The 16894-nt window shown below is 65.6% G+C and carries 13 protein-coding genes and 1 riboswitch; of the genes, 5 read left to right on the plus strand and 8 right to left on the minus strand.

Annotated features, from left to right (window positions below; all coding sequences use genetic code 11):
- Nucleotides 1–58 precede the first annotated feature (58 nt).
- From J2X98_RS09925 to J2X98_RS09945, 5 genes are all read right to left on the minus strand, one after another.
- Nucleotides 59–1129, minus strand: coding sequence for a Gfo/Idh/MocA family protein (locus tag J2X98_RS09925; protein WP_141940524.1), 1071 nt, complete (start codon nt 1127–1129; stop codon nt 59–61).
- Between the two features lie 160 nt (nt 1130–1289).
- Complete coding sequence (locus J2X98_RS09930; RefSeq protein ID WP_141940525.1) at nt 1290–2387, minus strand: substrate-binding domain-containing protein; 1098 nt, start codon at nt 2385–2387, stop codon at nt 1290–1292.
- Between the two features lie 51 nt (nt 2388–2438).
- Entirely contained in the window at nt 2439–3725 is a 1287-nt protein-coding gene (mmsB, locus tag J2X98_RS09935; protein WP_141940526.1) for a multiple monosaccharide ABC transporter permease, read from the minus strand.
- A gap of 44 nt (nt 3726–3769) precedes the next feature.
- Nucleotides 3770–5329: a multiple monosaccharide ABC transporter ATP-binding protein gene (mmsA, locus tag J2X98_RS09940; RefSeq protein WP_307307326.1), complete on the minus strand. Its 1560-nt coding sequence runs from the start codon at nt 5327–5329 to the stop codon at nt 3770–3772.
- 131 nt (nt 5330–5460) lie between these two features.
- Complete coding sequence (locus J2X98_RS09945) at nt 5461–6651, minus strand: ROK family transcriptional regulator (RefSeq protein ID WP_141940528.1); 1191 nt, start codon at nt 6649–6651, stop codon at nt 5461–5463.
- A gap of 235 nt (nt 6652–6886) precedes the next feature.
- Here J2X98_RS09945 and J2X98_RS09950 point away from each other — a divergent pair, with 235 nt between their 5' ends.
- A complete protein-coding gene (locus J2X98_RS09950) occupies nt 6887–7747 on the plus strand; it encodes a nitrilase-related carbon-nitrogen hydrolase (RefSeq protein WP_307307328.1) in 861 nt (286 codons plus the stop codon).
- A gap of 9 nt (nt 7748–7756) precedes the next feature.
- Here the strand turns inward: J2X98_RS09950 and J2X98_RS09955 are convergent, their stop codons facing one another.
- On the minus strand, nt 7757–9355 hold the full coding sequence (locus J2X98_RS09955; protein ID WP_307307331.1) for a PucR family transcriptional regulator: 1599 nt from the start codon (nt 9353–9355) through the stop codon (nt 7757–7759).
- Between the two features lie 283 nt (nt 9356–9638).
- On the opposite strand from J2X98_RS09955, the gene J2X98_RS09960 reads away from it, so the two are divergent.
- Both J2X98_RS09960 and J2X98_RS09965 read left to right on the plus strand, forming a co-directional pair.
- Nucleotides 9639–11066 (plus strand): amino acid permease, encoded by a 1428-nt coding sequence (locus J2X98_RS09960; protein WP_307307361.1) that lies wholly within the window; start codon nt 9639–9641, stop codon nt 11064–11066.
- Nucleotides 11063–12799 carry a flavin monoamine oxidase family protein gene (locus tag J2X98_RS09965; protein WP_307307334.1) on the plus strand — a complete coding sequence of 579 codons (1737 nt, stop codon included), beginning with the start codon at nt 11063–11065 and terminating at the stop codon, nt 12797–12799. Before J2X98_RS09960 ends, J2X98_RS09965 begins: the two co-directional genes overlap by 4 nt.
- A gap of 1 nt (nt 12800) precedes the next feature.
- Here J2X98_RS09965 and J2X98_RS09970 read toward each other — a convergent pair whose 3' ends face one another.
- Nucleotides 12801–13319, minus strand: coding sequence for a gamma carbonic anhydrase family protein (locus J2X98_RS09970; RefSeq protein ID WP_307307336.1), 519 nt, complete (start codon nt 13317–13319; stop codon nt 12801–12803).
- Between the two features lie 87 nt (nt 13320–13406).
- Complete coding sequence (purU, locus tag J2X98_RS09975) at nt 13407–14267, minus strand: formyltetrahydrofolate deformylase (RefSeq protein ID WP_307307340.1); 861 nt, start codon at nt 14265–14267, stop codon at nt 13407–13409.
- A gap of 43 nt (nt 14268–14310) precedes the next feature.
- A riboswitch (ZMP/ZTP riboswitch) is annotated at nt 14311–14396 on the plus strand.
- A gap of 147 nt (nt 14397–14543) precedes the next feature.
- Between purU and glyA the strand changes: the two genes are divergently transcribed.
- Both glyA and J2X98_RS09985 read left to right on the plus strand, forming a co-directional pair.
- Nucleotides 14544–15842, plus strand: a complete 1299-nt coding sequence (gene glyA / locus J2X98_RS09980) for a serine hydroxymethyltransferase (protein WP_141940534.1) — start codon at nt 14544–14546, stop codon at nt 15840–15842.
- A gap of 3 nt (nt 15843–15845) precedes the next feature.
- The gene (locus J2X98_RS09985) at nt 15846–16748 is read left to right on the plus strand and encodes a bifunctional methylenetetrahydrofolate dehydrogenase/methenyltetrahydrofolate cyclohydrolase (protein WP_307307345.1); all 903 of its coding nucleotides are present in this window, start codon (nt 15846–15848) and stop codon (nt 16746–16748) included.
- The last annotated feature ends 146 nt before the right edge of the window (nt 16749–16894 follow it).

Here is a 16894-nt window from a genome sequence, read left to right on the forward strand (position 1 = left end):
GAAATGCGGTGACCCACCCCAAAAGTGGCAAAACCGCCGTCGTGGTTTTCCGCCGCGCCTAACGCCTGTCGTTGGGGTAGGTCACCCCGAGCTGGGCCCGGACACCGTCAAAAAGGCGCATGGTGTTCAAAGTGTCCTCCAGCGGCATGACTGGGCTTTCGGTCAGCCCCTGCTGGACGCACCGCATCACCTCGCGCAGTTCGTAGGCATACCCCTTGCCGACGACGTCGAAGGTTTCCGTCCGGCGGTCCTCCCACCCTTTGGCGATCAGGAGTTCGCGGGGGTTGTTGATGGAACCTATGCTCTGCAGGAAGCCGCGGCTCCCAGCCACTGTTGCGGTCCGCGGTCCGTGTGCCAGCAGAGAGGAGGTGAGCTGGACCTGGGCAGCGTGGTCGTAGCCCAGGGTCATGGCGTTTTGTGCGTCCACGCCATCGTCGTTGACAACGCCTGTTGCGCTGACTGTTTGTGGAAAGCCGAGGGTGCCGAGCGCCCACAGGAGCGGGTAGACGGAGAGATCCAGCAGGGCGCCCCCGCCGTCGCTCCGGGCCCAGAGCCGGGCGGTGGGGGAGTAGGGCGCCGGGAACCCCAGGTCTGCGGTGACCCAGTGGATGTCTCCCAGTTCGCCGGAAGCGGCGATCTCGAAAGCGCGCTGCATTGAGGGCAGGAACCTACTCCACACCGCCTCCATCAGGAAGAGCTTTCGGCTCCGGGCCAGGTCGATGAGCTCTGACGCTTCCCGCGCGTTGATGGTGAAAGCCTTCTCGCAGAGCACGTGCTTGCCGGCGTTGAGGGCGGCGAGGACCATCTCGTGGTGCTGGGCGTGCGGCGTGGCCACGTAGACGACGTCCACGGCATCGTCGGCGAGCAGCCGCTGGTACCCGGGGACGTTGCCGTCGTCACCGTAGGCCTTGGCAAAATCGTAGGCGACCGCGAACGCGTCCGCCGTGTCCTGCGCCCGCGAACTGACCGCGTAGAGCTCGGCGTCTTCAAGCAGCGCCAGGTCCTGCGAGACAGCGCGGGCAATGCCGCCCGTGGCAATGATTCCCCAGCGCAGCGGCGCTCCGGTGGCGGACCGGGGGTCCTGGCTGGGCTGGCTGGAAAGCCACGGTGTGGCGATGGGGGCAGTCATAGCTGCAATCCTGTCACAGGGCCGCAGCGCGGCCCTCGAATCCCCGGGTGCTGCGCGGCTGGACAACGGGCTGCTGTGCCCAGATACGGAAAGCCCGGCCCCTCCGTGAAGGGGCCGGGCTTTCCTGTTGTCGGTTGTATCCGGCGGGTATTACAAGGTGTTACTTGGTGATCGGGCCGAGGATGGGATCGTCGACGTAGGCCGTCTTCACGTTGTCCTTGGTCACGATGACCGGGGGCAGGAGGTAGGCCGGAACGGTCTTCACCTTGTTGTTGTATGACTTGTCGTCGTTGATCTCAGGCGTCTTGCCGGCCTGGAGATCCTTGACCATGGTGATTGCGTGCTCCACGAGCTTGCGGGTGTCCTTGTTGATGGTGGAGTACTGCTCACCGGCAAGGATGGACTTGACCGATTCAACCTCGGAGTCCTGTCCGGTAACGATCGGCAAGGGCTTGCCGGCCGCCTTGACCGAGGTCAGGATGGCACGGGCCAAGGTGTCGTTCGGGGACAGCACGCCGTCCAGTGAGGCACTGGTGTAGCTGCCGGCCAGCAGGGTATCCATACGCTTCTGGGCGTTCTCGGCCTTCCAGCCCTGGGTGACGGCCTGTTCGAACGACTTCTGGCCGGAAACCACGTTGAGGGTCTTGTCGTCGATCTTCGGCTGCAGGACACTCATGGCGCCGTCGAAGAACACCTTGGCGTTGGCATCATCGGGGGAGCCGGCGAAGAGCTCGATGTTGTAGGGGCCGTTCGGCTTCTTGGACTTCAGGCCGTCCAGGAGCGCCTGGCCCTGCAGCACACCAACTTTGTAGTTGTCGTACGCCACGTAGTAGTCCACATCCGGAGTGTTGAGCAACAGCCGGTCGTAGGCGATGACCGTGGCCCCGGAGTCCTTGGCCTGCTTCAACTGCGTGCCCAACTGGGCGCCGTCGATGGCACCCACGATGATGACCTTCGCACCCTTGGTGATCATGGCGCTGATCTGGTTCTGCTGCTCCGAAACGCCGCCGTTGGCGAACTGGACGTCGGCCTTGAAACCGGCTCCGTTGAGCCCATCGTTGAACAGCTTCTCCGCGAGGACCCAGTTCTCGCTGGTCTTCTGGGGAAGCGCGACGCCGATGTCGGAGTTCTGGGGAAAGCCGCTGGCGCCGCTGCTTGATCCGCTGCCGGAATTGTCAGCGCGGCCGCAACCCGTCAGGGCCAGGGCCGCAATCGCAGCAACTGCCGCAGCCTTTCCTGTTTTACCAAACATTCGCATTGTTAGGGTTCTCTTTTCTTTGTGTTGGATAACTCGATCAGGATGCGGGGCTCAGGCTTCCCTGGCGATCGCTTCCTTGGTGGAGGTGGTCTCGTCGGGTTGGAGCGGGTTGCTCGGGCCACCGCCGGAGGAGCGGTTGAAGTTCCTGGTCAGCATGCCAATGATGGACGTCTTGCCCTGCGACTTGTTGTAGACATCGAAGGCGACAGCGATCAGGAGCACCAGGCCCTTGATGATCTGGGTCAGGTCGGCGCCGACGCCGAGGAGCTGGAGTCCGTTGTTCAGGACCGCCATGACCAGGCCACCGATGATGGATCCGATCACGGTGCCCACGCCGCCGGTCACGGCTGCGCCGCCAATGAAGACTGCAGCAATGGCGTCGAGTTCCCAGCCGACGCCGTCGAACGGGCCGGAAGCGGTGGAGCGGCCCACGAAGATCATGCCGGCGAGGCCAGCCAGGATGGACATGTTCATCATCACCAGGAAGTTGACCTTCTTGGACTGGACACCGGAGAGTTCGGCCGCATGGCGGTTGCCACCCACAGCGTAGATATGGCGCCCCACAACGGTCTTGGATGAAATGAATCCGTAGATCAGGACCAGGACCGCGAGGATCAGGCCGGGGATGGGGAAGGACGTTCCGGGACGGCCGGTGGCGAAGAGGTCTGTGGCGTACAGGATGGCGGCGCAGATCAGGACCAGCTTCAGGACGACCACCCAGGTTTCGGGAACCTCGGCGCCCAGGGCCTTGGCTGTCCGGCGCCGGCGGACTTCACTGAAGATGACGTAGGCCACGGCTGCAAGGCCGATCAGCACCGTGAGGTTGTTGTAGGACGTATTGGGACCGATCTCAGGCAGGTAACCGGAGCCCAGGTACTGGAAATCCTGTGGCACGGGAATGGTGTTGGACTTGCCCACGAACTGGTTGAAGCCGCGGAACAGGAGCATTCCGGCCAGGGTCACGATGAAGGCTGGAATGCCCACATAGGCGGTCCACCACCCCTGCCAGGCGCCAATGAGCGCGCCGAGGAGGAGGCCCAGGAGGACGCCGAGGTACCAGGGGATGCCCCAGTCACGGATGGCTATCGCAACGGTGACGCCGACGAAGGCCGCCACTGAACCGACGGAAAGGTCGATATGGCCTGCGATGATCACCAGCACCATGCCAATGGCCAGGATGAGGATGTAGGAGTTGCCGTTGAAGAGGTTGATCACGTTGCCGGGGGTCAGCGTCCGGCCTTCAGTGGCTATCTGGAAGAAGATAATCAACGCCACCAGGGCAAAGATCATGCCGAATTGGCGGGTATTGCCACCAAAGAGCTTCTTGAGCGCGTTCATTGTTTCAGTCCTTGTGTCCGGAAGGTCTGGAGTGGTCCAGAGGGTCAGGCGGCGGCTTTACGTGCGGAGGTCATCAGCTTCATCAGGCTTTCCTGGCTGGCCTCGTCTTTGTTCAGGACACCGGTGATGGCGCCTTCGAAGATGGTGTAGATACGGTCGGAGAGGCCCAGGAGTTCGGGGAGCTCCGAGGAGATGACGATGACTCCCTTGCCCTGGTTCGCGAGCTGCTGGATGATGCCGTAGATCTCATACTTGGCACCCACGTCGATACCACGGGTGGGTTCATCCAGGATCAGCAGGTCGGGGTCGGTGAACATCCACTTGGCCAGCACCACTTTCTGCTGGTTCCCGCCGGAAAGCTTGGCCACCCCTTCCTCAACGGAGGGCGTCTTGGTCCGGAGGGACTTGCGGTACTGTTCCGCAACGGTGAATTCCTGGTTCTCGTCCACCACGAGGTGGCGGGTAATCTTCCGCAGGTTCGCGGACACCGTGGTGGTCTTGATGTCGTCAAGGAGGTTCAGGCCCAGCGACTTGCGGTCCTCCGTGACGTAGCCCAGCCCGGCATCAATGGCCTGGCGGACGTTCTTGAGGACCACTTCGTGGCCGTCCTTGTAGATGTGACCGCTGATGAACCGGCCGTAGGACCGGCCGAAGACGGACCTGGCCAGCTCGGTGCGGCCCGCGCCCATCAGGCCCGCGAATCCAACGATCTCGCCACGGCGGACGAAGAAGCTCGAACCCTTACAGACCAGACGGTCCTGGATGGCCGGGTGGCCCACGGTCCAGTCTTTGACCTCGAAAAACACTTCCCCAATCTTGGGCGTGTGTTCCGGGAACCGGGACTCAAGGGTGCGTCCCACCATGCCCTTGATGATCCGGTCCTCGTCAACACCGTCTGCCTTGACGTCGAGGGTCTCGATCGACTGGCCGTCACGGATGATGGTGATCGAGTCGGCGATCTGCTCGATCTCGTTGAGCTTGTGGGAAATGATGATCGAGGTGATGCCTTTGGCCTTCAGGCCCAGCATCAGGTCCAGCAGGTGCTGGGAGTCCGACTCGTTCAGCGCTGCCGTGGGCTCGTCCAAAATAAGGATCTTCACGGACTTGTTCAGCGCCTTGGCGATTTCCACCAGCTGCTGCTTCCCGACGCCGATTTCCTTGATGGGGGTGTCGGGGTCATCACGCAGGCCCACGCGCGCCAGCAGGTCCAGGGACCGCAGGCGGGCTTCAGCCCAGTCGATCACGCCGCGCTTGGTGGGTTCGTTGCCCAGGAAGATGTTTTCCATGATGGACAGTTCGGGGATCAGCGCGAGTTCCTGGTGGATGATCACGATGCCGGCGTGTTCGCTGGCCCTGATGTCCCGGAAGTGCTGGATCTGCCCCTGGTAGACGATGTCGCCGTCGTAGCTTCCGTACGGGTAGACGCCGGACAGGACCTTCATGAGGGTGGACTTGCCGGCGCCGTTTTCGCCGCAGATGGCGTGGATTTCGCCGGCCTTAACCCGCAGGCTCACGTTCGATAGGGCTTTAACCCCGGGGAACTCTTTGGTGATGGACCGCATCTCGAGAATGATCGGCTCCGTATGCGTGGTCTGGGACGTCATGAGCCCTAACCCTCCAATGCGATGACTTCTTTGTCCGGCCGGCAAAGCGCAGGGCCGTCTGAACCAAAAGTAAACTGGATCACAGCTATTGTCGTCAAGTCTTTAACGCAATTGCTGGATAACGAAATGGTCTAGGGCTTTCGGATGCCGGCGTGCTGGAAGACCAAAGCCGCGGCGCCGAGGGCCTCCGCCCGGTCTCCCAGCGAGGACATGGTCAGGATGGTGGTTTCCCCAATCACGGGCACGGCATGGCGGATCAGGCCCCTCCGGATGGGGTCGAGCAAGATGTCGCCAAGGCCGGCCAGGGGCCCGCCCACGACTATGACCTCGGGGTTGATCAGGTTGGCTACGTTGCCCAGTGCGCGGCCTACCGCCAGCCCCGCATCGTCCACTACGCGCAATGTGGCGGAGTCGCGGTTGAGGGCCTTGCGGACAATGTCCGCGGGCGTCAGCGGAGGGTCCTCGCCGCGGCTCAGGAGTTCGATCATGGTGGTGGTGGACGCGATGGTCTCCAGGCAGCCGCGATTGCCGCAGCGGCACACCAGTCCCTGTTCGTGGATGGTGGCATGGCCGATTTCGCCGGTGATTCCAACGTTGCCGTAATAGGGGGCGCCATTGAGGATCAAGCCGGCACCGATGCCCGATCCGATCTTCATGAACATCAGGTTGCTGACCCCCGAGTGCTGCCCCCATGTCACCTCCGACCAGGCGCCCAAATTGGCGTCGTTGTCAACAAAGACGGGGATTCTCAAGGTTTCCTCAAGATGCTGGAGGATGTTGATGCCTACCCATTCGGGAAGGATGGCCCCCTGGGCCACCGTCCCGGTCCGCCGGTCGATGGGACCTGGAATTCCGACGCCGGCGCCCACCACGGAGGAGCGATCCACGCCGCTTTCGCGCAGCAGTTTCTCCAGCAGGCCCACGGCCGCCTGGATGCCGTTATCAGCCTGGTGGCCCAGGGGGAGCATGACCGATTCCTCGGCAATGACGTGGTAGCTGAGCGATGCCAGGACTACCCGCAGGTGGCGCCGGCCGAAGTCGATCCCGACCGCCACCGCGCCATTGCTGTTCAGCCGGACATTCAAGGCGCGGCGGCCGGAACTGGTAATGGGTTCGGTGGACGCCAGCCCGGAATCGAGCATGATTTTCACGATGTTCGAGACCGTTGCCGTGGACAGTCCGGTTTGCCGGGCGAGTTCCGCCTGTGTTGACGGACCGCCCATCAGCGTCTCGATAATCCGCTGCTGGTTCAGCTGCCGCAGGGCTGACTGCGACCCGGGATTCTTGGGCTTGCTCCTCGTTGAGCGCGGGGTTGCGGACATGCTAAGAACATTGCCCTATCGCGGCTCTTGTAGTCAAGAAGTTAACGCATTACTGTTCCTCCGCCCGTAGAACATGAGACAGCCCGGTCCGTTCGACGGCCCCGTGCATTCCGTCCCGGAGCGCCGGGACCCGGGTCCAAACGCCCCGCTGGTCTGCGCGTGGTGCTGGCTAGGCTGGAGGCGAGAAGATACCGCCCCTGCATTTCCCTGGAGCGGCATACAGAAGGTGGTAACGATGCTGCTGTCCGTCCTGCAGGCCAACGCCGTGGTTATGGATGTGGAGGCCAATCTTCGGACCCTGGAGGAGGCCGCCCAACGGGCCGCCCAGGCAGGCGCCGACCTCCTCCTGACGCCGGAGCTGTTTCCCGTGGGATACGCCCCGCTGAGGCTGCGGGAGGAACTGGATCCCGCAGCCCTCCCCGCCATCCGTGCCCGCCTGGCCGGGATTGCCCGCCGAAACGGGATAGCCCTCGTCTACAGCCTGCCTGCCCTGGCACACGCCAAAACGGAGGCGTCCACGGAGGGCGCTCCCTGGCACATCTCGGCCACACTCGTGGATGCCACAGGCGCCGAACTCCTGGGCTACGCCAAGGTCCACCTCTTCGGCCGCGAAGAACGGGAGGCCTTCGAGGCGGCCGCGGAACCTCCCGCCGTCGTCACCATCAAGGGCATCCGCACCTCCCTGCTGATCTGCTACGACATCGAGTTCCCCGAAGCCGCCCGCGCTGCGGCTGCGCGGGGGGCCGAGCTGCTTTTGGTGCCAACTGCCCTGTCCGCCGGCTTCGACGCGGTGCCGCAAGTGCTGGTCCGTGCCCGGGCCCTGGAGAGCCAGCTGAACGTGGCCTATGCCAACCACTGCGGGAATGAGGACATGTACACGTTCGGTGGCGGCAGCGTGGTCGCGGGACCGGACGGCACGCTCCTCGCGGGCGGGGGGGAAGGCCCGGAACTGCTGTTCGCGCAGGTGGGCGCCGAGGCCGTGCGTGCAGCCCGGGAGGAAGTGCCGTACCTGCGGGAGCGCCGCCCGGAACTGTATGCCGCCTGGGAGGCCGGGCTTCCGCGCGATATCGGCCCGGCGGGAAGGGGACGCCCCTAGAAACGGCCCCTAATCGGCCGCAGTCACTTCCTCCACGTACTGCAGTGCAATCCACAGCTCCGCCCGCACCTGTGCCCGGTTCAGGTCCATGCCCAGCAGCTCGCCGAGCACACCGATCTGGCGCCGCACGCTGTTCCGGTGCAGACCCAGCGTTTTGGCGGAGCCATCCCAGCTGCCGTTCTCGCCGAGCCACCCGCGGAGGACAGCCAGCAGCGGGTCCCGCCGGTCCGGTTCCAGCGCCAGGACCGGTCCCAGCAGCCGACCGGCCAGGAGGCTCCCGGCCTCCCGGCCCAGCAGCCCGGTCACGGACCAGGACACCTCGTCCGCGCGGATGCTGCGGCCACTTCTCTGGACCTGGCTGCGCAGTGACGTGGCGCGCTGGTAGGCGGCCGGAAGGGCGGTGAGCTCGGTGGGTTCACTGACCACCAGGCGCCACCCGAGCTTCTCCACGTCGGCAAGCAACGCGTCGTCCACCTTCAGCCGGGTCACGGCGGCGAATCCGTAGTCCGTGATCTCCACCAGCTTTGAATCAAACATGCGCCGCCATTGGAGCAGCTCCCTCACTGGGCTGTCGCCGGCGGGCCAGCCGGGAGCTTCCACGTTGATGCCCTGTACCACCCGCATGGGCGCGGACCGCGTGGAGGACAGGCTTTGTGCCAGCAGGTCCTTGAGCCCGTTGAGCTGCCTGGTTCCGCCGGTACGAAGGCTTTCGGGGTGCAGCAGGATTGCGGTGGCAAGCTGGCTGGGCGCCAATGACCCGCTGGTGCGTTGCCGCAGCAGCAGTTCAAGCAGGCCGACGGCGGTCTGGACCACGTTGTTCTGTGCCGGGCTCAAGGGAACGTCGGAGCCCAGGATCAGGGCGCCAAGGTTTGCGTCCTTGGTGCTGCGCAGCGGGTGGCCAACAACAAGCGCAGAGCCCGGCTGGTCGAAGCCGTCCATTTCCACGCGCGGGCCGCGTCCGGTCAGCAGCCGTTCCAGCATGGGTTCCAGGAGGGAAAGTTCGACGGCGGTGCTGCCGCCGGCGCTGGCACCGCGGGCCCGGATCCGGCCGTCCGCGCCCACCATCACCGCCCAGACCGGCACGCGCTGGACCAGCGCCGCCAGCAGTTCATGCTCTGGCCGGGGGGAAAGGACGGCCCGCATAAGCTGCCGGTTGGTCTCGGCCAGCTGGCGGAAAACCCTGGCGTTGTCGGTCTCCAGCAGTTGGGAGAATTCGAGGCCGATAGCGGCGAACGGAAGCGACTCCGGCACCTCGAACAGGGTGAGGTTGTGCCGGCGGCAGGCGTCCTGCACCACACCGGGGACGGCGTCGAAGTAGGGCCTGATGCCAAAGCCAAGCGCAGCAACCTTGGCCTCCACCAGGCGCCGTACGTAGGCGTCCACGCGGGTGGGAGAACCGCCGTCTCCAAGGAACGGGAGGCCGGCGGTGAGCAGGAACTCACCCTCCGGAAGGTAGGGGGTGGGGTCCTCCAGTTCACTGGGCTCCACCCAGCGCAGCAGCCGGCCGCCGCTGCCACCGTCGTGAAGCATCTTCAGGACCGGAGGAAGTTGGTCCAGGAACTGCTGGAGGGTGACAAAGCTCAGCCTCCCGGCGGCTTCAGAGGACATGGCGGTGTCCCCGGGGCCCCGCTGCAACCGTCAGCCAATTATGTGCATAAAGTCTCATGCTGGTTGACTATAAGTCATTTTGCACCAGCCTGAGAGTTGGCTCACATGCCAACCTTGGTGAGGGGAAACCGCCAACTACTCTGAAGGGACGTCAACGGTGACTGTGCCTGTGACCACCGAAACAACCACTGAGTCAACAACCACTGACCCGGCAGCCAATCCGTCCCGGGGCCAACTGCCCGGCCTCGGAGCGCAGCTGCTGCGGCGTAAACCAATCAGCCAGATGGCCAGCGAAGCCGGCAGCGGCGAGGGCGGCGGACTGGTGCGCAGCTTCGGCGTCCTCCACCTGACCATGATCAGCGTGGGCGCCACCCTTGGAACAGGCATTTTGGTGATCCTTGGGGAGTCGGTTCCACTCGCCGGCCCTGCCATCTGGATCTCCTTCGTCATTGCCGGCCTGGCCGCACTGCTCTCGGCGGTGTCGTACGCGGAAATGGCCGCGCTCGTCCCGGTAGCGGGTTCGAGCTACTCCTACTCCTACGCCACCATGGGCGAAGGGACGGCATGGATTTGCGGCTGGTGCCTGGTCCTTGAATACGCGGTTTCCGTCGCCGCGGTAGCCGTGGGGGCCGGCCAGTACGTCAACGAGGCGCTGGCCGCCTTCGGACAGGTGCCGCCCGATGCCATGTCCCAGCCGCCCGGTGACGGAGGGGTGGTGAACATCCCGGCGGTGGCCATCGTGGTGCTGGCCATGGTCCTGCTGGTCCGCGGCGCCCGCGAAAGCGCCTGGATCAACACGTCCATCGTGATCATCAAGGTCGGCATCCTGCTGTTCTTCTGTGCCGTTGCCTTCACCGCCTTCAATGCCGGGAACTTCGAGCCGTTGATGCCCATGGGCGCCGCAGGCGTATCCGCCGCGGCATCGCGGGTGTTCTTCTCCTACATCGGGTTCGATGCCGCCTCCACCGCAGGCGAAGAGGCCCGGAATCCCAAACGCGACCTCCCGCGTGCCATCCTGCTGTCGATGGTGATCGTCACCAGTATCTACGTCCTGGTCGCTGTGGCTGCCATCGGCGCCCGCCCGTGGGGCTGGTTCGACGGCACCGAGGCCGCCCTGGTCCAGATCCTTGAGGAGCTCACCGGCCAGCCCTGGATTGCCCTGGTCTTTTCCGCCGGCGCCGTCCTGGCCATTGCCAGCATCGTGCTCACCGTCCTCTATGGCCAGACCCGCATCCTCCTGTCGATGTCCCGGGACGGCCTGGTGCCCAAGGTCTTCGGACACGTTTCTCCCCGCACCGGCACCCCGGCCGCCGGAACCCTGATTGTGGGCACCGCCGTCGCCCTCACCGCGGGCCTGGTGCCGCTCGGCGCCCTGGCCGACGCCACCAGCATTGGGACTCTGTTCGCGTTCGCCCTGGTCAACATCGCCGTCATCTACCTGCGCCGCAACCGCCCCGACCTGAAGCGCAGCTTCCGCGTGCCGCTGTACCCCATTACCCCTGTGCTGGGCACCCTCATGTGCTCCTACCTGATGGCCAACCTCGGTGCTGATACCTGGGCTGTCTTCGGGGCCTGGATGCTCGTGGGTATCGCCATCTACTTCGGCTACGGACGCCGGAACTCCAAGGTAGCGGCGCTGAGCGAGCCCGACTACCGTGAACTGACCACCATGGCACCACGCCAGGAACCTGTGAAAGCAGAACAACCATGACCATCGCCACCGAACTGCCCGCGTTCGACCCCTCCAGCACCTCCACGCCGCCCGCGGACGCAGCCGGACGCGGCACCGGCGGGGAGGCAGCCCCCATCACCATGCTGAACCCCGACTTCCCGTTCAGCTACGACCACTACCTGGCCCACCCGGAGGGCCTGGGCTCGGTCCCACCGGAACTGTACGGCACGGAAGTGGCCGTGATCGGCGCCGGGCTCTCCGGCCTGGTCACCGCCTACGAACTGATGAAACTCGGGCTCCGCCCTGTCGTCTACGAGGCCGACCAGATCGGTGGCCGCCTCCGCACGGCAGCCTTCCCCGCAGCGCCCGGTGTGGTGGCGGACCTGGGCGGAATGCGGTTCCCGGTCTCGGGCAAGGCGTTCTACCATTACGTGGACCTGCTGGGCCTGGAGACCCAGGACTTCCCCAACCCGCTTGCCGAGGCCACCTCCAGCACCGTGATCGAGCTGGCCGGCAGGAAACACTATGCCGAAAAGCCGGGCGACCTTCCGCCGTTCTTCCGCGAGGTGGCGGACGCCTGGAAGGCCGCGGTTAACGACGGTGCAAAATTCGTGGAGATGCAGGAGGCCATCAAGGCGCGGGACATGGCCCGCATCAAGGAACTATGGAACGAACTGCTCCCGCTGATGGACGAGCAGACCTTTTACGGTTTCATCGCGGCCAGCAAGTCCTTTAAGAAGGCAGGGTTCGCGCACCGGGAAGCCTTCGGCCAGGTGGGGTTCGGCACCGGCGGCTGGGACACAGACTTCCCCAACTCCATCCTCGAAATCCTCCGCGTGGTGTACACCGACGCGGACGACCAGCACCGGCTCATCCGCGGGGGAGCGCAGCGGCTGCCCGAGGCACTGTGGCAGCACGCGCCGTCGGACATGGTCCACTGGCCCGCCGGCACCTCCCTGGCCTCGCTGCACTCCGGCTCGCCCCGGGGCGCGGTCGGAAAGATCAGCCGGGACCCGGACGGAAACCTGCGGGTGCGTGAACGCTGGGGCCGCGAGGCCAGCTACCCGGCCGTGGTGACCACCTGCCAGTCATGGCTGCTGTCCACCCGGATCCACACAGAGGAGGCACTCTTCCCCGCCGAACTGTGGACCGCCATGGAGAAATCCCACTACATGCAGTCCTCCAAGACTTTCGTGATGGTGGACCGGCCGTTTTGGAAAGACATCGACCCCGAAACCGGCAACGAGGTCCTGTCCATGACCCTGACGGACAGGTTGAACCGCGCCACGTACCTGCTGGACAACGGCCCGGACCAGCCCGCCGTCATCCTGCTGTCCTACACCTGGAACGATGACGCCCTGAAGTGGCTGGCCCTGGATGCGGACGAACGAGTGGAACTGATGCTGCACTCGCTCGAACAGATCTACCCTGGCGTGGATATCGCCGGCCACATCGTGGGCCAGCCGATTACCGTGTCGTGGGAGGCGGATCCGAACTTCATGGGCGCCTTCAAAGCCAACCTGCCCGGGCACTACCGCTACCAGCAGCGGCTGTTCACGCACTTCAAGCAGGACAAACTGCCCGAGTCCCAGCGCGGCATCTTCCTGGCCGGCGACGACGTTTCTTTCACCGCAGGCTGGGCCGAGGGCGCTGTGACCACAGGGCTGAACGCCGTGTGGGGCGTGGTGCAGCACCTGGGCGGGTCATCCGCGCCGGGCAACCCCGGCCCGGGTGACCTGCTGGACGAGTTCGGCCCGATCAGCCTGGACTAAGTCAGGCGTGGAGCTCGCGGTGTTGCGCCGCGAGCTCCACGTAGCGCTCCGCATTGGCGCGGACGCCGTCGAACTCCTCTTCGGTGAGTTCGCGGCGCACCTTGGCGGGAACCCCCGCCACCAGTGAGCGCGGCGGAACCACCGTTCCTTCGAGCACGACGGCGCCGGCCGCCACCAGCGAGCCGGCGCCGATCACTGCGCCGTTGAGCACGGTGGCGCCCATGCCGATCAGGCAGTCGTCCTCCACCGTGCAGCCGTGCACGACGGCGGCGTGCCCCACACTGACGCGCTCGCCCACCGTGCAGGGGAAACCGGGGTCGGCGTGCAGCACCACGTTGTCCTGCAGGTTGCTGCCGGCGCCTACGGTAATGGCCGCGGTGTCGGCCCGGACGGAGACGCCGTAGAAGGCGCTGGAATCCGGGCCCAGGCTGGCATTGCCGATGATCGAGGCAGACGGGGCCACGAATGCGGATTCATGGACGGCCGGGGAGTTGCCGGCGAAAGGGTAAAGAGGAGCCATGGCTTCACCCTAAGCCACCCCTGGCGGCGCCGGCATCCGTGTGGATTGCGACTGGTCTGTTGCGGCTGCCGCCGCAGGGGGAGGGGCTTAGTTGAAGACCACCGTCCGGTTGCCGTCCAGCAGCACGCGGTGCTCGGCATGCCACTGCACGGCCTGGACCAGTGTGCGGCCCTCCACGTCGCGGCCCATCTGGACGAACTGCTCGGCGGTGCGGGCGTGGTCCACCCGGATGACTTCCTGCTCGATGATCGGCCCCTCGTCCAGGGCAGCGGTGACGTAGTGGGCGGTGGCGCCGATCAGCTTCACGCCGCGGGCATGGGCCTGGTGGTACGGTTTGGCGCCCTTGAAGGACGGCAGGAACGAATGGTGGATGTTGATGGCCTTGCCCGTGAGATCGGTGCACAGTTCGTCCGAGAGGATCTGCATGTACCGGGCCAGGACGGTCAGCTCGATGCCGTGCTCGGCAATAAGCGCGCGCAGCTTGTCCTCCGCCTGCTCCTTGGTGTCTTTGGTCACCGGGATGTAGTGGAACGGAATGCCGTAGAACTCTGCCAGCCCGGCCAGGTCGCGGTGGTTGGACACGATGGCGGGGATCTCGATGGGAAGGGTTCCGGAGCGCTGCTGGAAGAGCAGGTCATTGAGGCAGTGGGCCGAGGTGCTGCACATCACCAGGGTGCGGACCTTATCGCCGACGGTATCCAGGCTCCACTGCATCGAGAAGGCCTCCGCCACGGGCTCCAGCGCTGCGCGTAGCTCGGACTTGGCAGCGGCGGTGGTCACCTCCACGCGCATGAAGAAGTTCCCGGTCGTGGGGCTGCCGTACTGCTGCGAATCGGTGATGTTGCAGCCTGCCACCAGCAGTGCTCCGGCCACGGCGTGGACAATTCCGGGACGGTCCGGGCAGGACAGGGTTACGACGTACGCTTGGTTCAGCAGCTGTTCATTCACGCGTAATAGCCTACCCGCGCCGCAGGCCCCGCTTTTGGTAGGCTGGAACGGTCGCAACTGGCGTTGGGTGGCTAACCACCAGGGAGCGGCAATCACGAAGACCACGGATCGTACGCCTGGGCCGAGGGTCATGTCTTGCCGGAATTGGGGCTGCACCCCGCGTCAGCGCAGCAGTGCCATGCCGTGCTTCCATACCCTGTCATCAACACGGTAGGAAAGCGCGCCAGCCGGTAGCCTGACCTAAGCAGTGCCCGTATCCCTAGCCAGGAGTTCTTCGTGACTACTACAGCCACCTCAACCACAGCCGTCAGCAACCAGCCGCTGGCCGAGCTCGACCCCGAAATCGCCAAAGTCCTCGAGCAGGAGCTTGGCCGCCAGCGCGGCACCCTGGAAATGATTGCCTCCGAGAACTTCGCCCCGCGCGCCGTGATGGAGGCCCAGGGCTCGGTCCTCACCAACAAGTACGCCGAGGGCTACCCGGGCCGCCGCTACTACGGCGGCTGCGAATACGTCGACGTCGCAGAGCAGCTGGCCATCGACCGGGTCAAGGCACTGTTCGGCGCCGAGTTCGCCAACGTCCAGCCGCACTCCGGTGCCCAGGCCAACGCCGCGGCGCTCTCCGCCATGATCACCCCCGGCGACAAGATCCTTGGCCTGTCCCTGGCCCATGGCGGCCACCTGACCCACGGCATGAAGCTTAACTTCTCCGGCAAGCTCTACGAAGTTGCGGCCTACCAGGTGGAGGAAGACACCTTCCGGGTGGACATGGACAAGCTCCGCGAGCAGGCCATCAAGGAAAAGCCCCAGGTGATCATCGCCGGCTGGTCCGCCTACCCCCGCCACCTGGACTTCGCGGCCTTCCGCTCCATCGCCGATGAAGTGGGCGCGCTGCTGTGGACCGACATGGCGCACTTCGCCGGCCTGGTTGCCGCCGGACTGCACCCGAGCCCGGTGCCGCACTCCGACGTCGTCACCTCCACCGTGCACAAGACCCTGGCAGGCCCCCGTTCCGGCGTCATCCTGGCCAAGGAACAGTACGGCAAGAAGCTGAACTCCAACGTCTTCCCCGGCCAGCAGGGCGGCCCGCTGATGCACGTCATCGCCGCCAAGGCCGTAGCCTTCAAGATCGCCGGAACCCAGGAATTCAAGGAACGCCAGGAACGCGTCCTCGAGGGTGCAAAGATCATCGCCGACCGCCTGAACCAGGCGGACGTTGCCGAGGCCGGCGTCTCCGTCCTCACCGGCGGCACGGACGTCCACCTGGTCCTCGTCGACCTCCGCAACTCACAGCTGGACGGCCAGCAGGCCGAGGACCTCCTGCACTCCGTGGGCATCACCGTGAACCGCAACGCCGTTCCGTTCGACCCCCGCCCGCCGATGGTCACCTCCGGCCTGCGCATCGGCACGCCTGCCCTGGCCACCCGCGGCTTCGGCGCCACCGAGTTCACCGAGGTTGCCGAGATCATCGCCACCGCCCTCAAGGCAGGCAACAGCGCCGACGTCGAAGCACTGCAGGCCCGCGTGGACAAGCTGGCAGCAGACTTCCCGCTCTACCCGCAGCACGAGCAGTGGTAACCGATGACTGAAACCACAACCGCACAGATCCTCGACGGCAAGGCCACCGCCGCAGCCATCAAGGCCGAGCTGACCGAACGCGTGGCCGCACTCAAGGCCAAGGGCGTCACTCCCGGCATCGCCACTGTGCTGGTGGGCGCCGACCCCGCCTCGCAGCTGTACGTCTCCATGAAGCACAAGCAGTCAGTGCAGATCGGGATGAACTCCATCCAGCGCGAGCTGCCGGCCGACGCCACCCAGGAACAGGTGGAGGCCCTCATTGACGAACTCAATGCGGACCCCGCCTGCCACGGCTACATCGTCCAGCTGCCGCTTCCCAAGCATCTGGACACGGACGCCATCCTGGAACGGATCGACCCCGCCAAGGACGCCGACGGCCTGCACCCCACCAACCTCGGCCGGCTGGTGCTGAACGTCAACAACAAGATCACCACGCCGCTGCCCTGCACTCCCCGGGGAGTCATCGAACTCCTCGAGCGCAACGGCTACAGCCTTGCCGGCAAGCACGTCGTGGTGGTCGGACGGGGCGTGACCATCGGCCGTTCCATCGGGCTGCTGCTCACGCGGCGGGACGTCAACGCCACCGTGACCCTGACCCATACCGGGACCAAAAACCTGTCGGAGCTGCTCCGGCAGGCGGACGTGATCGTGGGCGCGGCGGGTGTGAAGCACATCGTCAAGGCCGCCGACGTCAAGCCGGGCGCAGCACTGCTGGATGTGGGAGTGACCCGTGAGACCGATCCGGAGACGGGCAAGAGCCGCGTCTACGGTGACATCGATCCCGCGGCCGCCGAGGTCGCCGGCTGGATCTCGCCCAACCCGGGCGGCGTGGGCCCCATGACGGTGGCGCTGCTGATGACCAACGTGGTCGAAGCCGCGGAACGCGCAGCAGGCGTCGGGGAGTAGGACCGCCCCGAAGCGCACGACGGCGGCGGGGGGGGGGGGGGGGGGGGGGGGGGGGCCCCCCCCCCGGGGGGCGGGGGGCCGGGGCCCCGCCGGGGGGGCCGCGCCCCCACCCACCGGGGGGGGGGGGGGGGGGCGGCCCCCCCCCC

Source organism: Pseudarthrobacter enclensis (genome assembly GCF_030811655.1).
GTDB classification, from domain to species: Bacteria; Actinomycetota; Actinomycetes; order Actinomycetales; family Micrococcaceae; genus Arthrobacter; species Arthrobacter enclensis_A.